The 18457-nt window shown below is 65.0% G+C and carries 18 protein-coding genes; 14 read left to right on the top strand and 4 right to left on the bottom strand.

Going from position 1 to position 18457, the window contains the following annotated elements; all coding sequences use genetic code 11:
• Positions 1–3 precede the first annotated feature (3 nt).
• Entirely contained in the window at positions 4–2778 is a 2775-nt protein-coding gene (locus tag X265_RS21630) for an Ig-like domain repeat protein (RefSeq protein WP_128966648.1), read from the bottom strand.
• A gap of 194 nt (positions 2779–2972) precedes the next feature.
• Positions 2973–5363: a lytic transglycosylase domain-containing protein gene (locus X265_RS21625; RefSeq protein WP_164939032.1), complete on the bottom strand. Its 2391-nt coding sequence runs from the start codon at positions 5361–5363 to the stop codon at positions 2973–2975.
• A 295-nt stretch (positions 5364–5658) separates the two neighbouring features.
• Here X265_RS21625 and dapA point away from each other — a divergent pair, with 295 nt between their 5' ends.
• The 4 genes from dapA to X265_RS21605 are packed head-to-tail and all read left to right on the top strand — an operon-like array spanning position 5659 to position 8136.
• A complete protein-coding gene (gene dapA, locus X265_RS21620) occupies positions 5659–6549 on the top strand; it encodes a 4-hydroxy-tetrahydrodipicolinate synthase (RefSeq protein WP_128966646.1) in 891 nt (296 codons plus the stop codon).
• A gap of 27 nt (positions 6550–6576) precedes the next feature.
• Positions 6577–7017 (top strand): large conductance mechanosensitive channel protein MscL, encoded by a 441-nt coding sequence (mscL, locus tag X265_RS21615; protein ID WP_128966645.1) that lies wholly within the window; start codon positions 6577–6579, stop codon positions 7015–7017.
• A gap of 59 nt (positions 7018–7076) precedes the next feature.
• Positions 7077–7550 carry an SsrA-binding protein SmpB gene (smpB, locus tag X265_RS21610; protein ID WP_024341117.1) on the top strand — a complete coding sequence of 158 codons (474 nt, stop codon included), beginning with the start codon at positions 7077–7079 and terminating at the stop codon, positions 7548–7550.
• A 4-nt stretch (positions 7551–7554) separates the two neighbouring features.
• Positions 7555–8136: a peroxiredoxin gene (locus X265_RS21605; RefSeq protein WP_128966644.1), complete on the top strand. Its 582-nt coding sequence runs from the start codon at positions 7555–7557 to the stop codon at positions 8134–8136.
• Positions 8137–8144: 8 nt separating this feature from the next.
• Here X265_RS21605 and X265_RS21600 read toward each other — a convergent pair whose 3' ends face one another.
• Together X265_RS21600 and X265_RS21595 are read right to left on the bottom strand one after the other, a co-directional pair.
• Positions 8145–8819 carry a uracil-DNA glycosylase gene (locus X265_RS21600; protein ID WP_128966643.1) on the bottom strand — a complete coding sequence of 225 codons (675 nt, stop codon included), beginning with the start codon at positions 8817–8819 and terminating at the stop codon, positions 8145–8147.
• The gene (locus tag X265_RS21595) at positions 8800–9447 is read right to left on the bottom strand and encodes a LabA-like NYN domain-containing protein (protein WP_018644573.1); all 648 of its coding nucleotides are present in this window, start codon (positions 9445–9447) and stop codon (positions 8800–8802) included. The genes X265_RS21600 and X265_RS21595 overlap by 20 nt, the downstream gene beginning before the upstream one ends.
• A gap of 329 nt (positions 9448–9776) precedes the next feature.
• Here X265_RS21595 and rpoZ point away from each other — a divergent pair, with 329 nt between their 5' ends.
• The 10 genes from rpoZ to X265_RS21545 all read left to right on the top strand — a co-directional run bounded on the left by rpoZ (position 9777) and on the right by X265_RS21545 (position 18433).
• The gene (rpoZ, locus tag X265_RS21590; protein ID WP_007603391.1) at positions 9777–10169 is read left to right on the top strand and encodes a DNA-directed RNA polymerase subunit omega; all 393 of its coding nucleotides are present in this window, start codon (positions 9777–9779) and stop codon (positions 10167–10169) included.
• 210 nt (positions 10170–10379) lie between these two features.
• Positions 10380–12665 (top strand): RelA/SpoT family protein, encoded by a 2286-nt coding sequence (locus tag X265_RS21585; RefSeq protein ID WP_128966642.1) that lies wholly within the window; start codon positions 10380–10382, stop codon positions 12663–12665.
• Between the two features lie 44 nt (positions 12666–12709).
• Entirely contained in the window at positions 12710–13462 is a 753-nt protein-coding gene (locus tag X265_RS21580; protein WP_128966641.1) for a pyridoxine 5'-phosphate synthase, read from the top strand.
• Positions 13459–13878, top strand: coding sequence for a holo-ACP synthase (acpS, locus tag X265_RS21575; RefSeq protein ID WP_128966640.1), 420 nt, complete (start codon positions 13459–13461; stop codon positions 13876–13878). Before X265_RS21580 ends, acpS begins: the two co-directional genes overlap by 4 nt.
• 248 nt (positions 13879–14126) lie before the next feature.
• Positions 14127–14891: a signal peptidase I gene (gene lepB / locus X265_RS21570; protein WP_128966639.1), complete on the top strand. Its 765-nt coding sequence runs from the start codon at positions 14127–14129 to the stop codon at positions 14889–14891.
• Positions 14888–15787 carry a ribonuclease III gene (gene rnc, locus X265_RS21565; RefSeq protein WP_128966638.1) on the top strand — a complete coding sequence of 300 codons (900 nt, stop codon included), beginning with the start codon at positions 14888–14890 and terminating at the stop codon, positions 15785–15787. Before lepB ends, rnc begins: the two co-directional genes overlap by 4 nt.
• The gene (gene era / locus X265_RS21560) at positions 15777–16703 is read left to right on the top strand and encodes a GTPase Era (protein ID WP_128966637.1); all 927 of its coding nucleotides are present in this window, start codon (positions 15777–15779) and stop codon (positions 16701–16703) included. The genes rnc and era overlap by 11 nt, the downstream gene beginning before the upstream one ends.
• 21 nt (positions 16704–16724) lie before the next feature.
• The gene (locus X265_RS21555) at positions 16725–17105 is read left to right on the top strand and encodes a hypothetical protein (protein WP_128966636.1); all 381 of its coding nucleotides are present in this window, start codon (positions 16725–16727) and stop codon (positions 17103–17105) included.
• A 170-nt stretch (positions 17106–17275) separates the two neighbouring features.
• Positions 17276–18028 carry a DNA repair protein RecO gene (gene recO / locus X265_RS21550; protein WP_128966635.1) on the top strand — a complete coding sequence of 251 codons (753 nt, stop codon included), beginning with the start codon at positions 17276–17278 and terminating at the stop codon, positions 18026–18028.
• 126 nt (positions 18029–18154) lie between these two features.
• The gene (locus tag X265_RS21545) at positions 18155–18433 is read left to right on the top strand and encodes a hypothetical protein (protein ID WP_128966634.1); all 279 of its coding nucleotides are present in this window, start codon (positions 18155–18157) and stop codon (positions 18431–18433) included.
• Positions 18434–18457 lie beyond the last annotated feature (24 nt).

Below are 18457 nucleotides of genomic sequence, written 5' to 3'. Positions count from 1 at the left end.
GCCTCAGAACCCGTACTTCACCGCGCCGCGTACCTTCTGGCTTTCGATGCCGTTGATGGAACTCGTGAGCAGATAGTCCAGATCGAGGCTGAGAGCTCGACCGACCTCGGCGCGCAAGCCCAGTCCGCCGGACAGCGTGTCGCGCGCAGAGGCGGTGCCGCTGAGCACATAGCCGGAGGTCAGGCCGACCAGATCGGAGTAGTTCAGCGCCTGCGCATAACCGCCATCGAAAGCATGCCGCCACTCGAGGCGCGCCATCGGTGTCAGCACGCCCCAATTCTCCAGCATCGGATAGGCGAGGCGCCCGCCGAACACGCCGGCGAGACTGGTCGTGTTCAGCTTGTCATAGGTCAGCGCCCAGAAGCTCGAGCCGGTCTCGCCATAGCCGCCGAGCGCCACCTTCACGACGTCGAGACGGCCGTAAGAGGAGATCTTGAAGCCCTCCCACATGGAGACATGCGTGACGCCGGCAGAGCCGAACACGTCGCGCCCGGAGCGCGTTCCGGTCAGCATGATGCTGCCGTCGCTCGACCAGCGCTTGTTGTCGAAGCGGAGCGCGCCGTAACCGCCGACGATGTCGAGATAGGTGTGCGGCAGGAAGCGCCAGCTGGCATAGAGCATCGCATCGAAGCTGCGGGCGTCGATCCGCGAGCCGTCGCTGCCGATGTCGGTGTGCTCGACGCCGAAGCCAATCGCGGCGCCAGCCTTCACTCCGTCGAGGATCCTCCGGTCCAACCCGAGCGTCAGGCCCGAGGACGTGAAGCGGTTGTCGAACGTATCGTCGCTGCGCTGCCGGCCAAAGCCGACGGTGCCGGCGACCCAGACATGGAACGGCAGCAGATTGGTCTTGTTGAGCGCATCGACGGCCTGCGGCAGGGCCGCAGAGAGCTGGCTGACCGCGCGGCCGGCATCGCTTTGCGTGGCAAGGCCGGTGCGGATCGGCAAGCCATCGGCATAGCCAAGCGCCGCCGCGGCGCCGGCCTGGCCGTTGGGTTGGCCACCAAACAGGCCGGCTGCGCGATTGTCGAAGTCTGTAGCGGCGGCAGTGCTTGGTGTAGCCGCGCCACCCTGGGCCGTTCGGCGTTTGCCGATGCCGCCGGACGTGTCGCCATCGCCGTCATCCTCGTCGTGCAAGGCTTCGAACCGGCTGTAGACATTGGCGATCTGAGTCTGGCCGAACCGGACGGCGCTGGATACCTGTGAGCTGACCAGACCGCGCACATTCGCGTCGCTGGTTGGATCGGACCGGCCGACTGCGAGCGTGACGGCGCCGGAAGTCGCGCCGCCATTGCTGCTGTCGCCGCCGTATACGGCGGTGAGCACATGCGTGCCCATGCCGAGCGCGGAGGTGACCAGAGTTGCGACCGACCCGGAGATGGTGCCGATGCCGAGCACCGCCGCACCGTCCCTGAAGGTCACGCTGCCGGTCGGGGAGGCGCCGCCGGTGAGCGTCGCCGTCAAGGTCACCGACTGCCGGGCCGCCGGTGAGGGCGTCGAGCTCGAGACCGAGATGGTGGGAGCGGCCTTGCCGGCCGTGATCGCCAACGTGAGCGACGTTGCGGTCGCGTTGTTGCCGTCGCCGCCATAGACGGCCCTGATCGAATGCGGTCCTCCCGACAGCGAGGAGATCGTGAGGATTACGGCCGATCCAGAGACGGTGCTCGAGCCGAGCACGGCGGCGCCGTCGTAGAAGGTCACCGATCCCGTCGGCGACAGGCCTCCGCTGAGCGTCGCGACCAGCGTCACCGACGCGCCGGAGCTGACGGAGGTCGCCGACGAAGATATCGCCACCGTCGGCGCGTATTGGGTGATGCCGACGCTCACGGCGCTCGATGTCACCGGCACGTTGTTGGTGTCGCCATTGTACGCCGCCGTGATCGTGTGCGGTCCGAGCGGGAGCGAGGACACCATCAGGATCGCCGTCGACCCCGACAGCGCGACCGTGCCGAGCGACGTCGAGCCGTCGAAGAACGTCACGCTGCCGGTTGGCGCGCCCGCGCCGGACAGCCCCGCGACCAGGGCGACGGACGAGCCGTAGCTGGCGGAGGACGACCAGGTATTGAGCGTGATGGCAGGCGTTGCCTGCGTCACCGTTACGGTGCTCGCGGCGGTGGTCGATGCGGGATTGTCGCTGTCATCGCCACCGTAGCTCGCCGTAATCGAATGCGAGCCAACCGACAGCGAACTCACGGTCAGGCTCGCGCCTCCTCCGGCGACCGAAGCCGTACCGATCGAAGTGCCGCTGTCATAGAAGGTGACGGTTCCGGTCGGCGAGGGCCCCCCGCTCACGGTCGCGGTCAGTGTGACCGGGTTCGGATAGGCCAGGGAGGACACCGACGGCGCAACGGACAGGGTGGGGGAGACCTTGTCGATGGTGATCGTGTAAGAGACCATCCAGGTGCCGGGACCCCAGATTATCTTGTCGGGCGGTCCGTTGGTGGCCTGGGTCATGAAGGCGAGGGATGCGTAGTAAGTTCCGGCCTTGGTGGGCGTGCCGACGACGTCGAGGAAGCAGGTCTGGCCGTTGGTGTGGCCGCCGACGTTCAGTCCAGGGGCGTTAATAAAAGACGCGGCGTCGGTGCAATTGACGGGATCGGTATAGACCGCAACGCTTTGTGAATATGGCGTTCCCACCGTTCCGTTGGCCAGCACTCGATCCGCGCGCGCGGTGCCGTGAGCGGCGAAAAGCGCGACGACGGCGAGCGGTGCGGCCAGTGTTATGTGCCGATTGCGCATCGGCACACGGCGCGCGAAGACATTGAAGAAGAATGCGAGCATGACCCCGTCCCCACCTGTTCGGATCCCTGCCGAAGACGTGTTCGGAGAGTCGCGCCGATCGAGGCGCGCAGCCGATCAGCGGCGATCCGAAGCGACGAGGCGTCTCGCGAGACCGGGATCGACTGGCTGGTTTGGTAGGGGAAGGGGCGGGACACCGCCATCAACGGTTGTTGATGGACACCCAGGGAGGGGCGCTACTCGATGCTGCCGGCGCCGCGGCGCAAATCGGCCTCGATCTGCAATCGCGTGCCGCCGCCGAAGCGGGCGCGATAGACCTGAAGGTTCTCCATGATCCGCTGCACATAGTTGCGCGTCTCCGAGAACGGGATCAGCTCCACCCAGTCGACCGCATCGACTTTAGGATCGCGTGGATCGCCGTAGCGGTCGATCCACTTCTTCACGCTGCCGCGGCCGGCATTGTAGGCGGCGAAAGTCATGATGTAGGAGCCGCGATAATCCTCGAGCAGACCGCCGAGCTCGGCGGCGCCGAGCGTGGCGTTGTAGGACGAATCGTTCTTCAGCCGCGACAGGTCGTAGGTTGCGCCGTGCCGCTTGCAGACATAGCGCGCGGCATCCGGCGTCACCTGCATCAGGCCATAGGCCTGCGCGGGCGAGACCACGGCCGGGTTGAACGCGCTCTCCTGTCGCGCGATGGCGTAGACGATGCTGCGCTCGACCTCGGGGCCGATCTGCGAGAACTGCGGAATGCCGTTGACGGGGTAGGCGTAGAAATCAAACGGCAGGCCCCGATTGAGCGCGGCCTTGCCGACCAGCAGCATGCCGCGCGCGTCGCTGTAGCGCTGGGTCAGCTCACCGAGGCCGGCCAGCGCTTCGGGGTCGCCGTTCTCGCCCATGTCGGCGAGCATGGGAACGGCGAGCTCGCGCTCGTCGAGCTCATAGAGCAGATGCGCGGCGCGCACGATCTCCAGCCGCTCGGCGCCGCGGCTGCGGGGCTGGCTGTTCAGCTCGATCTGCGGCAGGCCGAGCTTGGCGCGCGCGAGCTGGCCGTAATAGCTGGTCGACTGCTCGGCAGCGCGGGCATAGGCATTGCGCGCTTCCTGCTGGCGACCGGCAGCCTCCGCCGCACGGCCCTGCCAGTAACCGGCGCGCGCCAGCGTGGTCGGATTGACGCTGCCGACGCCGATGCGGGCGAAATGCTGCGCGGCGGCCGCGGGATCATTGAGGAAGCGCAGCGCGATCCAGCCCGCGGTGAACTCCTGCTCGGTCTTGTAGATGTCGCGCGAGGGCAGGGCCGCATCGCGCGCGATCAGATAGGCGCTGCGGAAATCCTCGGTGTCGATCATCTTGCGCGCCAGAAGGCGCCGCTCGATCCACCATTCGTCGAGATTGTAGAGCCTATTCGGGTCCTTCGGGGCGGACAACATCAGCTGGGCGGCTTCGGGAAATTTCTCTTCGCGGCGCAGAAGCTGGATCTTGCTGAAGATGAAGCCTGGATCGCTGTGCAACTCGCCCGGCACCTGTTCGAGCAGCGCGCGCGTGTTAGGTGCTTTCCTGAAGGACGCGATGCGGGCCTTGGCGAGCGCGACATAGCCGGCGCCGAGCCGCTTTGCCGCGCGCAGCGCTGCCTCGTGCTCGCTGCCGTAAAGCAGCGTGTCCATCCGCGCCTTCTGATCGCCCGGCGTCAGCAGGGCGCCGAACTGATCGAGCGCGTTGTTCTCGGTCTCCTCGGACATCGGATCGCTGCGCCAGGCCTCGCGCACCAGCCGCTCGGCGTTGGCGCGGTCGCCGTGCGCCAGCATCGCCTTGGCAAGCGCGAAGCGGCCCTTGGCCGAAACCGGGGATTCGTTCTCGAACCACGACCAGGCGACGGAATCGTCGCGCCGATCGTCCCACATTGCGGCTTCAAGCCGCCGGCGCAGGAAGGTCTGCGACGGCCAGCTCGGATTGGCGGAGAGGAAGGCGCGGTAACGCTCGACACTCGCGCCATTATCCTCGCTGCGCAGGATGATCCATTCCGCGAGTTTTCGCGCGACCGGATCGGAAATGGAATCCGCGTAGCTGGTGGCGTCGGCCGGCTTGCGCTTGCGTACGAGTTCGATGACGTTTTCGAGCGTGTCCTTGTCGGCTTGCGACGTCGACGAGGTCGCAGCGATCGCGGCCGGTGTGACGGGCTTGCGCGGCGCGGCGTGCTGGCGGGTCGCAGGCGCCAGCACGGGCGTTGCGACCGGCCTGAGGGGGGCCGGCGCAGAGGGTCTGACGGTCGCCGTCACCGCAGGCGCGGCGTGGGACGGAGCATTGGCGGCCGGCCGGGACTTTGGCGTGGTGGCGGCCGCGGGCTTCGCCTTATCCTTTGCGGCCTCCTTGCCGGCAGCCTTCTTCGCCGCATCCTTGGCCGGGGCCGGAGCGGCTCCCTTGCTGGCGCCCTTGGTGATTTCCTTGCCGGTTTCCTTGCCCGTGCCCTTGGCGGCCTCCTTGGTCGATCCCTTTGTCGCCTCCTTTACGGGCGGCTTCGGTGCGGGCTTCGCGGTTCCCTTGTTCGCTTGCTTGGCGGGTTCCTTCCCGGTGTCCTCGGTTGTCTCGCCGGACTTGGCCAAGGCGACGCAGCCGATCGACAGCCCGGCCATCAGGCACAGGGCCAGACCGGCGGATCGCCATGCGGCACGAGGAAAGCTGGTCACGGCGGTTCGTCGCCCCGAATCAGTCAATTGGCTCAAGACCTATCTGTACAAGATCTGGCTGTATTTGATTGAATATGCGGACAAAATACCAACAGCCGCTTACCTTCGCCGGGTTTGCACCATCACCACGGCAAAATCGCGGCTTAAACGGTGCGTCACACGGAAGCGGGTCTTTTACGGGCGGAATAGACCCGATATGAAGGGGGCTTGCTCGAGAGATAGCCGCGTACGGAGGAAGTCCATGGCAGCGAAGACGAAATTCCGGGGATCGTTCACCGCCTTGGTCACGCCGTTCAAGAACGGCTCGCTTGACGAGGCGGCGTTCCGGTCGCTGGTCAACTGGCAAATTTCCGAGGGCACCAATGGCCTGGTCCCGGTCGGCACCACCGGCGAGAGCCCGACGCTCAGCCATGACGAGCACAAGAAGGTCGTCGAATGGTGCATCGAGGAGGCCAAAGGCCGTGTCCCGGTGATCGCGGGTGCCGGCTCCAACTCGACCAAGGAAGCGATCGAGCTGGCTCAGCACGCCGAGAAGGCGGGCGCCAACGCGGTGCTGGTGGTGACGCCCTACTACAACAAACCGACCCAGGAGGGCATGTACCAGCACTTCAAGGCGATCAACGATGCGATCGGCATCCCGATCATCATCTACAACATCCCGCCGCGCTCGGTGATCGACATGTCGGTCGACACCATGAAGCGGCTGTGGGAGCTGAAGAACATCGCCGGCGTCAAGGACGCCACCGCCAGCATGGTGCGCGTGTCGCAGCAGCGCGCGGCGATGGGCGAGGATTTCAACCAGCTCTCGGGCGAAGACGCCACCATCATCGGCTACATGGCGCATGGCGGCCATGGCTGCATCTCGGTGACCTCCAATGTGGCGCCGCGCCTGTGCGCGGAGTTCCACGCCGCGTGGGCGAAGGGCGACACCAAGGCGGCGCTCGCGATCCACGACAAGCTGATGCCGCTGCACAACAACCTCTTCATCGAGAGCAACCCGGCGCCGATCAAGTACGCGATGTCGCTGCTCGGCAAGATGGACGAGGCGCTGCGGCTGCCGATGGTTCCGGTGTCGGAGCCGACCCGCGTGGCCGTGCGCAGCGCGATGGTTCACGCCGGCCTGGTCAACTGATGAACTAGCCAATCAGGGGAGCCGTTCATGAGCGTCGAGGAAAAAGGCACGCGGATGCTCAGGGAGTTCCGCGAGTTCGCGATGAAGGGCAATGTCGTCGACCTCGCGGTCGGCGTCATCATCGGCGCTGCCTTCGGTGCGATCGTCACGTCGCTGGTCGGCGACATCATCATGCCGATCATCGGCGCCGCGACCGGGGGCCTCGACTTCTCGAATTACTTCCTCCCCTTGTCGAAGGCGGTCACCGCCACCAACTTAGCGGATGCGAAAAAGCAAGGCGCAGTGCTTGCTTACGGCAACTTCCTGACGCTAACGATCAACTTCATCATCATCGCCTTCGTGCTGTTCCTGGTGATCCGCGCGATGAACACCTTGAAGCGCAAGGAAGAGACCAAGCCCGCGGAGCCGTCGAAGCCTTCGGAGGAGGTGGTGCTGCTGACCGAGATCCGCGATCTCCTCAAGAAGTGACGCGGGCGCTTGATCCGATCTGTTAGCGTCGCTGGGTATCTCGATTGGGTATTGCTACCATGGCCGATAAGAACGAACGTCCGATCAAGGTCATGGCGGAAAATCGCAAGGCCCGCTTCAACTACGCCATCGAGGATACGATCGAGGCGGGCATTGCGCTGACCGGCACCGAAGTGAAGTCGATCCGCAACGGCAAGAGCACGATTGCGGAATCCTACGCCGACTCCAAGAACGGTGAGATCTGGCTGATCAACGCCACCATTCCCGAATACCTCCAGGGCAACCGCTTCAATCATGAGCCCAAGCGGCCGCGAAAGCTGCTGCTGCACCGCCGCCAGATCAACAAGCTGATGGGCGCGGTCGACCGCGAAGGCATGACGCTGATCCCGCTCAAGCTGTATTTCAACGAGCGCGGCCGGGCCAAATTGCAGCTCGCGGTTGCAAAGGGCAAGAAGCTGCACGACAAGCGCGAGAGCGAGAAGAAGCGCGATTGGAGCCGGGAGAAGGGCCGGCTGATGCGGGCGAGGGGGTAACGGGATGACTCAGAAGAACCTGCTCGAGGTCGATTGGAGCCAGATTCCCGCACCCGCTGACGACGGCGGCGCCGCGCATCTGAAGGGCTTGCTGCTCCCTGCGATCAACCTGATCGCGACCGATGACACCTCGGTCAATCTGTCGGCGCTTCGGGGGCGCACGGTGGTGTTCGCCTATCCGCGCACCGGTGAGCCTGGTAAGATCTCGCTGGTCGATGATTGGGACATGATCCCGGGCGCGCGCGGCTGTACGCCGCAAACCTGCGCCTTCCGCGATCTGTTCGCGGAGCTCAAGGCTGCCGGTGCGTCGCAGGTGTTCGGCCTGTCGACTCAGAGCAACGAATACCAGACCGAGATGGCCTCGCGGCTGCATCTGCCGTTCCCGGTGCTGTCGGACGAGAAGCTGGCGCTCACGCGCGCGCTCAATCTGCCCACCATGGAGGTCGCGGGCCTCACGCTGATCAAGCGCCTCGCGCTCGTCATCGACGATGCCAGGATCACGCATGTGTTCTATCCGGTGTTTCCGCCTGACCGGAACGCCGGCGACGTCCTGGACTGGCTGAAGGCCAATCCGGTCAAGGGATAGAGCGGCGGCTAGTCCAGATCGGCCTTCACCTTCGCGAACACGCTGCGGAACATGTCGGGCGTCAGCACGCCGGTGTTCGTGTTGTAGCGCGAGCAGTGATAGCTGTCGTACAGCCTGAACGCGCCGGCCTGGTGCACGGCGCCGTGGCCGAAAGGCGCTTGCGAGGCCTTCAGCTTCAGCGGCTTGAGCACGCTGTCGTGCGCAATCCGGCCGAGCGCGATGATGGCGCGCAGCTTCGGCATGGTTTCGAGGTTCGCGACGAGAAAGTGGCGGCAGGTGTTGATCTCGACCGGCAGCGGCTTGTTCTGCGGCGGAACGCAATGCACGGCATTGGCGATCCGGCAGTCGACCAGCTTCAAACCGTCGTCCGGCCGGGCCTGATAGCTGCCCTTGGCGAAGCCATATTCAAGCAGCGTGGCGTAGAGCAGGTCGCCGGCATAGTCGCCGGTGAAGGGCCGGCCGGTGCGGTTGGCCCCCTGCATGCCCGGCGCGAGACCGACGATCAGGAGACGGGCCGTGATGCCGCCAAAGGGCGCCACCGGCGCGTTGTGCCACGACGGCTCACGCGCGCGGTTCGCCTCGCGAAAGGCAACCAGGCGCGGGCAGAGCGGACAGTCGCGGTCGGGAACGAGGGTCGGGGCCTGGCGGCTCGGCCGGGCCGCCTCACTCCTCGAAGTCGTCATCGCCCCTCGGCGCCATGGTGGTCGCGCGCTGGAGGAATTGCGGGGCGTGGTGGCGTCCTTCACCACGTTCGCCGCGGTCGCGCGGGGCGGGGCGTTCGGACGGGTCGCGACCGAGCTTGGACTGCAGCTCGACCAGATCGGTGAAGACGTCGGCCTGGCGGCGCAGCTCGTCGGCGATCATCGGCGGCTGGCTTGCGATGGTGGAGACCACGGTGACCCGCACGCCGCGGCGCTGCACGGCTTCAACCAGCGAGCGGAAGTCGCCGTCGCCCGAGAACAGCACCATCTGGTCGATGTGCTCGGCGAGCTCCATGGCGTCCACGGCGAGCTCGATGTCCATGTTGCCCTTGACCTTGCGCCGGCCGGAGGCGTCGATGAATTCCTTCGTCGCCTTGGTGACGACGGTGTAGCCGTTGTAGTCGAGCCAGTCGATCAGCGGGCGGATCGAGGAATATTCCTGATCTTCGATGATCGCGGTGTAGTAGAACGCCCGCAGCAGCGTCCCGCGGCTCTGAAACTCCTTCAGAAGGCGCTTGTAATCGATATCGAAGCCGAGAGTTTTCGCCGTCGCGTAAAGATTGGCCCCGTCGATGAAGAGCGCGATCTTGTTGGTAGGAGAAGGTGACATTCAGTTTGCTCGCGTAGTGGTCGTGATTGATCGTTTATTGTTGGCACGGCCACAGTCAGCCGCGCAGTTCTAGATTGCCGCCGAAGTCCGTCGAAACCGCAAATCCGGAGAAGTCGGGGCAATCAAGGTATAGTTATGGCGGTCCTGCCTGTACCCGGCGCTGCCCACAATGGCAGCCCGGGAAACCACCCGTCCCAGCCCCAATGTGGGGGTAGCAGAGGCGTTTGGCGAGGCCAAATCACAAATTGGCCTTGCGAATTCGTCCCGTCCCCTATAACTAGCCCAGATCATCCACATATTTCGCCTCACCCACAACGGAGCGACAGTCCATGGCTCGCGTCACCGTAGAAGATTGTATCGACAAGGTCGACAACCGGTTTGACCTGGTCCTGCTGGCCGCCCACCGCGCCCGCATGATCTCGTCCGGTTCACAACTAACGGTTGACCGCGATAACGACAAGAACCCTGTTGTATCTTTGCGCGAAATTGCCGAGACGACCATCTCGCCGGAAGATCTTCGCGAAGAGCTGGTGCACTCCCTCCAGAAGTTCGTCGAAGTGGACGAGCCCGAGCCCGACACCGTGCCGCTGATCGGGTCGGCGGGCGCCAGCGTCGATGCGGACGACACCGAAGTGGCCGTGGAGCGCATGACCGAAGAGGAGCTCCTGAAGGGCCTCGAAGGCCTCGCGCCGCCGGAAGAGCAGCCCGAGGAAGACGAGTAATCGTCTTACTCGCGATCGTCGACTTCTTGTGATCTTAGCAAAGGCCCGAACCCCTGTTCGGGCCTTTGCTTTTGTTGACCTTTTCGTGGTTACCATAGCGTGTCCGGTTTGCGCCGCGCGCCTGTCATCGAATTGATCGGCGGCGTCCGCAATCGGAGCTTAAGATGTATACAACGGGCCGTTTCATGGTCCGTTTGAAGGCAGGACCGCATGGTGTATCGACGCCGCAGACCCACGCAGATGCAGGCCGCAACCGAATCGGTTGCCGTGGCCCCGACTGCGCCGGTGGCACGGCCAGCCAAGCCGCGCGCGCGCATGATGCGTCAATATGACCTCGTCGAGCGCGTCCGGTCCTATAACCCCAATACCAACGAAGATCTGCTGAACCGCGCCTATGTCTACGCCATGAAGGCGCATGGCTCCCAGACCCGCGCCTCGGGCGACCCGTATTTTTCGCACCCGCTGGAAGTGGCGGCGATTCTCACCGACCTGAAGCTGGACGACGCCACCATCGTCGCCGCGCTGCTGCACGACACGATCGAGGACACCGAAGCGACGCGTGCCGAAATCGATCAGCTCTTCGGTCCCGAGATCGGCGCGCTGGTCGAGGGGCTGACCAAGCTGAAGCGGCTGGAGCTGGTGTCGCGCGAGGCGAAGCAGGCCGAGAACCTGCGCAAATTGTTGCTGGCCATTGCCGACGATGTCCGCGTGCTGCTGGTCAAGCTTGCCGACCGCCTGCACAACATGCGCACGCTCGACTTCGTGCCGACCGAATCGCGCCGCCGCATCGCCGAGGAGACGCTCGACATCTACGCGCCGCTGGCCGGGCGCATGGGCATGCAGGAAATGCGCGAGGAGCTGGAGGATCTGTCCTTCCGCACCCTCGATCCCGAAGCCTATGCGGTGGTGATGCAGCGGCTCGATGCGCTGGCCGAGCGCAACCGCAACCTGATCGGCGAGATCGAGGACCAGCTCTCCAACAACCTGCGCCATCGCGGTCTCGGCGCGCGCGTCTATGGCCGCCGCAAGAAGCCGTTCTCGATCTGGACCAAGATGGAGCGCAAGTCGGTCGGCTTCGAGCAATTGTCCGACATCTTCGGCTTCCGCCTCGTCGTCAACGACATCGAGGCCTGCTATCGCGCGCTCGGCATCGTCCACACCACCTGGCCGGTCGTGCCGGGGCGGTTCAAGGATTACATCTCCACGCCGAAGCAGAACGATTATCGCTCGATCCACACCACCGTGATCGGCCCCGGCAACCAGCGCGTCGAGCTCCAGATTCGCACCGAGGCGATGGACCAGATCGCCGAACGCGGCATTGCCGCGCACGTCTTCTACAAGGAGGGTGTCGGGTCGCCGACCGAATTCCTCAAGCGCGAGTCCAACGCGTTCGCCTGGCTGCGCCACACCATCGGCATTCTCTCGGAGAGCGCCAATCCCGAGGAATTCCTCGAGCACACCAAGCTCGAGCTGTTCCACGACCAGGTGTTCTGCTTCACCCCGAAAGGCAAGCTGATCGCGCTGCCGCGTCATGCCAACGTGATCGACTTCGCCTACGCCGTGCATACCGACGTCGGCAACAGCGCAGTCGGCTGCAAGATCAACGGCCAGTTCGCGCCGCTGTCATCGGAGCTTCAGAACGGCGACGAGGTCGAGGTGCTGACCTCTGATGCGCAATCGGCGCCGCCCTCGGCCTGGGAGACGCTCGCGGTCACCGGCAAGGCGCGCGCCGCGATCCGGCGTGCCACCCGCACTGCGGTGCGCGATCAATATGCCGGCCTCGGCCGGCGCATCGTCGAGCGCCTGTTCGAGCGCGCCAAGATCGAATACGCCGACGACAAGCTCAAGGGCGCGCTGCCGCGGCTTGCACGCACCTCGATCGAGGACGTCATGGCGGCGGTCGGCCGCGGCGAGATCAAGGCCTCCCACGTCGCGCGCGCGATGTATCCCGATTACAAGGAGGAGCGCGTCGCGCGTTACGGCGTCAAGAAGGGGCTCGCCGCCAAGCTCAAGGAGAAGTCGTCGGAGCCGTCGCGCAGCCCGGTTGCGATTCCGATCCGTGGCATCAATTCCGACCTGCCGGTGAAGTTCGCGCCGAACGGCGGCGCCGTGCCCGGCGATCGCATCGTCGGCATCGTCACGCCGGGCGAGGGGATCACGATCTATCCGATCCAGTCGCCGGCGCTGAAGGATTTCGAAGAGGAGCCGGAGCGCTGGCTCGACGTCCGCTGGGACATCGAGGACTCCGCGCCGCAGCGCTTCCCGGCGCGCATCAAGGTCGAGAACGTCAACGAGCCCGGCGCGCTGGCTCAGATCGCAACCGTGATCGCCGAGCACGACGGCAACATCGACAACATCAGCATGCAGCGCCGCTCACCCGACTTCACCGAGACGACGATCGATCTCGAAGTCTACGATCTCAAGCATTTGAGCGCGATCCTGGCTCAGCTGCGCGCCAAGGCGGTCGTTGCCAAAGTCGAACGTGTTAATGGGTAGGCGCTGTCGTCATCGCCTGTCACTCCGGCCTCGTGAGTTCTGAAATGCCTGCATCTCCGCTCCGCCTCGGCGTCAATATCGACCACGTGGCCACCGTCCGTAATGCACGCGGTGGCCGCCATCCCGATCCGGTCCGCGCCGCGCTGCTTGCGATCGAGGCGGGCGCCGACGGCATCACGGCGCATTTGCGCGAAGACCGCCGGCACATCCGCGACGAGGACATGGCGCGGCTGAAGGCGGAGATCTCCAAGCCGCTGAATTTCGAGATGGCCGCGACCGACGACATGATGCGGATCTCGCTCGCCACCAGACCGCACGCCGTGTGCCTGGTGCCGGAGCGGCGCCAGGAGGTGACGACCGAGGGCGGGCTCGATGTCGTCGGCCAGCACAATGTGCTGGCGCCCTATATCGCGCGGCTCAGCGATGCCGGCATCCGCGTTTCGCTGTTCATCGCCGCCGACCCTGCTCAAATCGAGATGGCGGCGCAACTGCGCGCGCCGGTGATCGAGATCCACACCGGTGCCTGGTGCGACGCCGTGACCGACGGCCACACCGACAAGGCCGAGGCCGAGTGGCAGCGGATCCTTGCCGGAGTGAAGGTGGCCAAGGCCGCCGGGCTCGAGGTTCACGCCGGCCATGGGCTCGATTATGTGACGGCCGAGAAGATCGCAGCGCTGCCGGAAATCATGGAGCTCAACATCGGCTATTACATGATCGGCGAGGCGCTGTTCGTCGGTCTTGCCGAGACGGTGCGCAAGATGCGCGGCGCGATGGATCGCGGCCGGAGCCGGGCATGATCATCGGCATCGGCTCCGACCTGATCGACATCACCCGCGTCGCCAAGGTGATCGAGCGCCACGGCGAGCGCTTCCTCGATCGCATCTTCACCGCGGCCGAACGGGCCAAGGCCGAGCGCCGTGCCAAGAACGAGAAGATGGTGGTTGCGACCTACGCCAAGCGCTTCGCCGCCAAGGAGGCCTGCTCGAAGGCGCTCGGCACCGGCATCAGGCAGGGTGTGTGGTGGCGCGACATGGGGGTGGTCAATCTGCCCGGGGGCCGCCCGTCCATGCGGCTGACCGGGGGGGCTCTGGCCCGGCTGCAGGTCCTGACCCCGGAGGGATTTGAGCCGCAGATCGACCTCTCCATCACCGACGACTGGCCGCTTGCGCAAGCCTTCGTGATCATTTCTGCCGTCCCGCGGGCCAAGCCCTGACGGCGCGAGGATCGCTATATAATTTGCATTAAGAATCAATGCTTTGTGCAGTTTTGATGCGATCCTTGATTGCGTGGACTGCGACAACCGTCTAAAAGTCCGCGGACGCAAATCAGGCTGGGCGAATTCGGCTTTACGCCGGAATTGGCCCCACTATCAGAATCAGGACAATCTCCTTGGGCCGCGAACGGGTGGGCTGGACGCGGGAGGGGGGCGTTCTGTGATCGCCGGCCGGAATTGAGAGAGCAATGAGCGTGACTTCGGGAACGAAAACTGAAAGCGGCGTCGGCGAAACAGTCCGGGTCGTGATCCACGCTCTCCTGATCGCCTTGGTGATCCGCACCTTCCTGTTCCAGCCTTTCAACATCCCCTCCGGCTCGATGAAGGCCACGCTGCTGGTCGGCGACTATCTGTTCGTGTCGAAATATTCGTACGGCTATAGCCACTACTCGATCCCGTTCTCGCCGCCGCTGTTCTCGGGACGCATCTGGGGCTCGGATCCGAACCGTGGCGATATCGTCGTGTTCCGCCTGCCCAAGGACGACACCACCGACTACATCAAGCGCGTGATCGGCCTTCCCGGCGACCACATCCAGATGAAGGACGGGCTTCTTTACATCAACGACACGCCGGTCGAGCGTCAGCGCATGAGCGAGTTTGTCGGCGAAGATCCGTGCGGCTCCGAGGGCGGCGGCATCTCGCGCGTGAAGCGCTGGAAGGAAACGCTGCCGAACGGCGTCTCCTACGAGACGCTCGATTGCGCCGACAACGGCTACATGGACAACACCAACGTCTACACGGTGCCGCCTGGCCATTTCTTCATGATGGGTGACAACCGCGACAACTCCACCGACAGCCGCTTCCTCGGTCAGGTCGGCTACGTGCCGCGGGAGAACTTGATCGGCCGCGCACAGATGATCTTCTTCTCCATCGGCGAAGGCGAGCATGCCTGGATGTTCTGGCGCTGGCCGTGGTCGGTGCGCTGGAATCGCTTCTTCAAAATCGTCCGATGAAAGACGAAGCCAAGGACATCGCGACCGAACCGATCGAGGCGCAAGCCGCTCCCGAGGGCGAAGCTGCAACCAAGACGCTTGTGCCCAAGACTAATTCTGAATCCAAGGCCGCCGAAGCCAAGATTTCGGAAACCAAGGCTCCGGCCAAGAAGAAGCGGACGCGGAGCAGCAAGGCCAAAGACAAGGCCAAGGCGGCCGCGGAGGCCAGCGCGGCGCTCGAGGCGCGCATCGGCCACCGCTTCGCAGACCCCAATCTTCTGATGCAGGCGATCACGCACGTCTCGGCGCTGAAGTCCGGGCGCAAGCGCGGCGACAGCTATCAGCGGCTGGAGTTTCTCGGCGACCACGTGCTCGGGCTCGTCGTCTCCGACATGCTCTATCACGCCTTTCCGAACGCCGACGAGGGCGAACTGTCCAAGCGGCTTGCCGAGCTCGTGCGCAAGGAGAGCTGCGCCGATGTCGCCAAGTCACTCGGTCTGCTCGAGGACATCAAGCTCGGGTCGGTCGGCTCCAGTGCCGATGCCCGTCTGCGCAAGTCCATCCTCGGCGACATCTGCGAGGCGGTGATCGGCGCGATCTTTCTCGACGGCGGTCATGCGGCGGCGGACGAGTTCGTCAAGCGCAACTGGACCGAGCGGATGCACAAGCCGCGGCGTCCCTTGCGCGATCCCAAAACGGTGCTGCAGGAATGGGCGCAGGGGAAGGGACTGCCGACGCCTGTCTACCGCGAGGTCGAACGCACCGGCCCGCATCACGATCCGCAGTTCCGCGTTGCGGTGGACCTGCCGGGACTTGCGCCGGCCGAAGGCATCGGCGGCAGCAAGCGCGCGGCGGAGAAAGTGGCAGCTTCAGTGATGATCGAACGTGAAGGCGTTGGCGGCGGCAATGACGGTTGAAACGGGCGGTGAGACGACTGCCGCCACGCGCTGCGGCTTCGTTGCGCTGATCGGCGCGCCGAACGTCGGCAAGTCCACACTTGTCAATGCGCTGGTCGGGGCCAAGGTTACGATCGTCTCGCGCAAGGTGCAGACCACGCGCGCGCTGATCCGTGGCATCGTGATCGAGAACAATGCGCAGATCATCCTGGTCGACACGCCCGGTATTTTCCTGCCCAAGCGCCGGCTCGACCGTGCCATGGTTTCGACCGCCTGGAGCGGGGCGCATGACGCCGACCTCGTCTGCGTGCTGCTCGATGCCAAGACCGGAATCGACGAGGAAGCCGAGGCGATCCTGGCCAAGGCGGCCAGCGTCAATCACGACAAGATCCTGGTCATCAACAAGGTCGACCTGGTCCAGCGCGAGAAGCTCCTGGCGCTGGCGCAGGCCGCCAACGAGCGCATGAAGTTCGCAAGGACTTTCATGATCTCCGCGATCTCGGGCGACGGCGTCGACGACATCCGCACGACGCTGGCCGAGATGGTGCCGCCGGGCCCATACCTCTATCCCGAGGATCAGATGTCGGACGCGCCGATGCGGCAGCTGGCGGCCGAGATCACGCGCGAAAAGATCTATCAGAAGCTGCACCAGGAATTGCCCTACCAATCCACCGTCGAGACCGACAAGTGGGAGGAGCGCAAGGACAAGTCGGTGCGCATCGAGCAGACGATCTTCGTCGAGCGCGAGAGCCAGCGCAAGATCGTGCTCGGCAAGGGCGGTGCCACCATCAAATCGATCGGTGCGGATTCGCGGAATGAGCTGATGCAGATCCTGGACGTGCCGGTCCATCTGTTCCTGTTCGTGAAGGTGCGCGAGAACTGGGGTGACGACCCCGATCGGTACCGCGAGATGGGCGTGGAATTTCCCAGGGAATAACCAAGAAAAGATCAGTTGCCGATGAGTGTGCCCCGCAACGTCCAGCGTTTCGAAGCGCTGCTTTATGCCTCGCTGATGCTGGACGCGCTGTCCGTGGCGGTGCAGGACCGCACGCCCACGATCGAGACGACCGAGCAGATGATCATGACCGGGACCTTGCTCGCCGGCGGCATGATCCTGCTGCTGCTCTATTTCGTCTGGCTGGCCGCGCATTGGCGCAAAAACTGGCCGCGCTGGGTGCTCGCGGCGGCCTTGGTGTTGTCGGTGATCTCGCTCGGCCAAATCCTCGGCGAGCGGGGCCTCGAACTCGACAGTGCCATCGAGATCGTCTCCTGCGCGCTGACGGCGTTCGGGCTGTATTTCTCGTTTACCGGCGACGCGCAGGGCTGGTTCAACGCGTGAAACCCTCGTGTCCCGGACAAGGAGCAGCGCGTTAGCGCTGCCCGCAGAGTCGGGACCAAGGTGCGCGCGGAGAGAGGGGCCCCGGCTCGGCAACGCGCCGCTCGCGCGCCGCGTTTTGTCCGGGGCACGAGTGCGTGCGAGAGGCACTGGAATCCTGTAGTCTCACCCTCATGGAATGGACCGACGAAGGCATCGTGCTGGGCGTGCGGCGGCATGGCGAGAGCAGCGCCATCGTCGAGCTGCTGACGCGCCAGCACGGCCGGCATCTCGGTCTCGTGCGTGGGGGGGCGAGTTCGCGACTGCGGCCGCTCTTGCAGCCCGGCAACAGCGTCAGCGCGGTGTGGCGGGCGCGGCTCGACGAGCATCTCGGCACCTACGCGATCGAAGGGCTGAAGCTGCGGGCCGCGACGCTGCTGGGGTCCTCGCATGGGGTCTACGGCGTCACCCATCTGGCTTCGATTGCGCGGCTGCTTCCCGAGCGCGATCCGCACGAGGAGATATTCGCACTGCTCGAACATTCGCTCGACGATTTCGACGATATCGGCAGCGCCGCCGTGCATCTCATCCATTTCGAGCTGGCGATGCTCGCCGAGCTCGGCTTCGGGCTCGCGCTCGACAACTGCGCGGTGACCGGGGAGACCACCGATCTGATCTATGTGTCGCCGAAATCCGGCGGCGCGGTGTCGCGCGGCGCTGGTGAGCCGTGGCGCGACCGGCTGCTGCGGCTGCCGCCGTTCCTGCGCCAGGGCGAAATGCATGACGACCTCACTGACCAGGATCTTCGGGACGGTTTCCGGCTGACCGGCCTGTTCCTGCTGCGCCACGTGCTGGAGCCGCGGGGCCAGGGCCATTCCGACGCGCGAGCTGGCTTCATCAATGCCCTGATCCGGCAGCAGGCCAAGGCGGCGCTCCCCGCGCCGTAAGCGAGGGCGATCCTGTCGGTATGACGGGATCGCGGTACTGCACTGCCCCAAAACATGGGGTTCCTCCGGAACGAAATCGGGCTGTTCGCGTTGGGGCGGGCAGGTTCCACAACGGGGACAGCCCGCATGTTGATCAGGGGTTTTGCGCTCACCGCGGCGCTGCTCGCTTTTGCGCCTGATGCCATGGCTGCCGAGCCGCAACCAAGCGTGTTTCGTCGAGCCTCCTGTACTCTGGTCCGCTATTACGTGGCGAAATATTCCGCTGCGGCCGCAGAGACATGGGCGCGATCCCACGGCGCGACCGACGCCGAGATCGAGGCGGCCCGCCACTGCGTTGCCAACATGCCGGCGACATCTCCGGCCAAGGTCCAGCCGACCGTGACGGCCGGCTGGGCAGGGGAGTAGAAGCCCATAGGGAACCAATCCATC

The sequence above is a fragment of the Bradyrhizobium guangdongense genome (assembly GCF_004114975.1).
GTDB lineage: Bacteria > Pseudomonadota > Alphaproteobacteria > Rhizobiales > Xanthobacteraceae > Bradyrhizobium > Bradyrhizobium guangdongense.
This window is presented reverse-complemented; position numbering and strand designations above follow the sequence as displayed.

Excerpts from the sequence above, each read along its gene's own strand:
- X265_RS21630 (WP_128966648.1), bottom strand. The coding sequence starts at position 2,778 with ATGCTCGCATTCTTCTTCAATGTCTTCGCGCGCCGTGTGCCGATGCGC.
- X265_RS21625 (WP_164939032.1), bottom strand. The coding sequence starts at position 5,363 with ATGGCCGGGCTGTCGATCGGCTGCGTCGCCTTGGCCAAGTCCGGCGAG.
- dapA (WP_128966646.1), top strand. The coding sequence starts at position 5,659 with ATGGCAGCGAAGACGAAATTCCGGGGATCGTTCACCGCCTTGGTCACG.
- mscL (WP_128966645.1), top strand. The coding sequence starts at position 6,577 with ATGAGCGTCGAGGAAAAAGGCACGCGGATGCTCAGGGAGTTCCGCGAG.
- smpB (WP_024341117.1), top strand. The coding sequence starts at position 7,077 with ATGGCCGATAAGAACGAACGTCCGATCAAGGTCATGGCGGAAAATCGC.
- X265_RS21605 (WP_128966644.1), top strand. The coding sequence starts at position 7,555 with ATGACTCAGAAGAACCTGCTCGAGGTCGATTGGAGCCAGATTCCCGCA.
- X265_RS21600 (WP_128966643.1), bottom strand. The coding sequence starts at position 8,819 with ATGACGACTTCGAGGAGTGAGGCGGCCCGGCCGAGCCGCCAGGCCCCG.
- X265_RS21595 (WP_018644573.1), bottom strand. The coding sequence starts at position 9,447 with ATGTCACCTTCTCCTACCAACAAGATCGCGCTCTTCATCGACGGGGCC.
- rpoZ (WP_007603391.1), top strand. The coding sequence starts at position 9,777 with ATGGCTCGCGTCACCGTAGAAGATTGTATCGACAAGGTCGACAACCGG.
- X265_RS21585 (WP_128966642.1), top strand. The coding sequence starts at position 10,380 with ATGGTGTATCGACGCCGCAGACCCACGCAGATGCAGGCCGCAACCGAA.
- X265_RS21580 (WP_128966641.1), top strand. The coding sequence starts at position 12,710 with ATGCCTGCATCTCCGCTCCGCCTCGGCGTCAATATCGACCACGTGGCC.
- acpS (WP_128966640.1), top strand. The coding sequence starts at position 13,459 with ATGATCATCGGCATCGGCTCCGACCTGATCGACATCACCCGCGTCGCC.
- lepB (WP_128966639.1), top strand. The coding sequence starts at position 14,127 with ATGAGCGTGACTTCGGGAACGAAAACTGAAAGCGGCGTCGGCGAAACA.
- rnc (WP_128966638.1), top strand. The coding sequence starts at position 14,888 with ATGAAAGACGAAGCCAAGGACATCGCGACCGAACCGATCGAGGCGCAA.
- era (WP_128966637.1), top strand. The coding sequence starts at position 15,777 with ATGACGGTTGAAACGGGCGGTGAGACGACTGCCGCCACGCGCTGCGGC.
- X265_RS21555 (WP_128966636.1), top strand. The coding sequence starts at position 16,725 with ATGAGTGTGCCCCGCAACGTCCAGCGTTTCGAAGCGCTGCTTTATGCC.
- recO (WP_128966635.1), top strand. The coding sequence starts at position 17,276 with ATGGAATGGACCGACGAAGGCATCGTGCTGGGCGTGCGGCGGCATGGC.
- X265_RS21545 (WP_128966634.1), top strand. The coding sequence starts at position 18,155 with ATGTTGATCAGGGGTTTTGCGCTCACCGCGGCGCTGCTCGCTTTTGCG.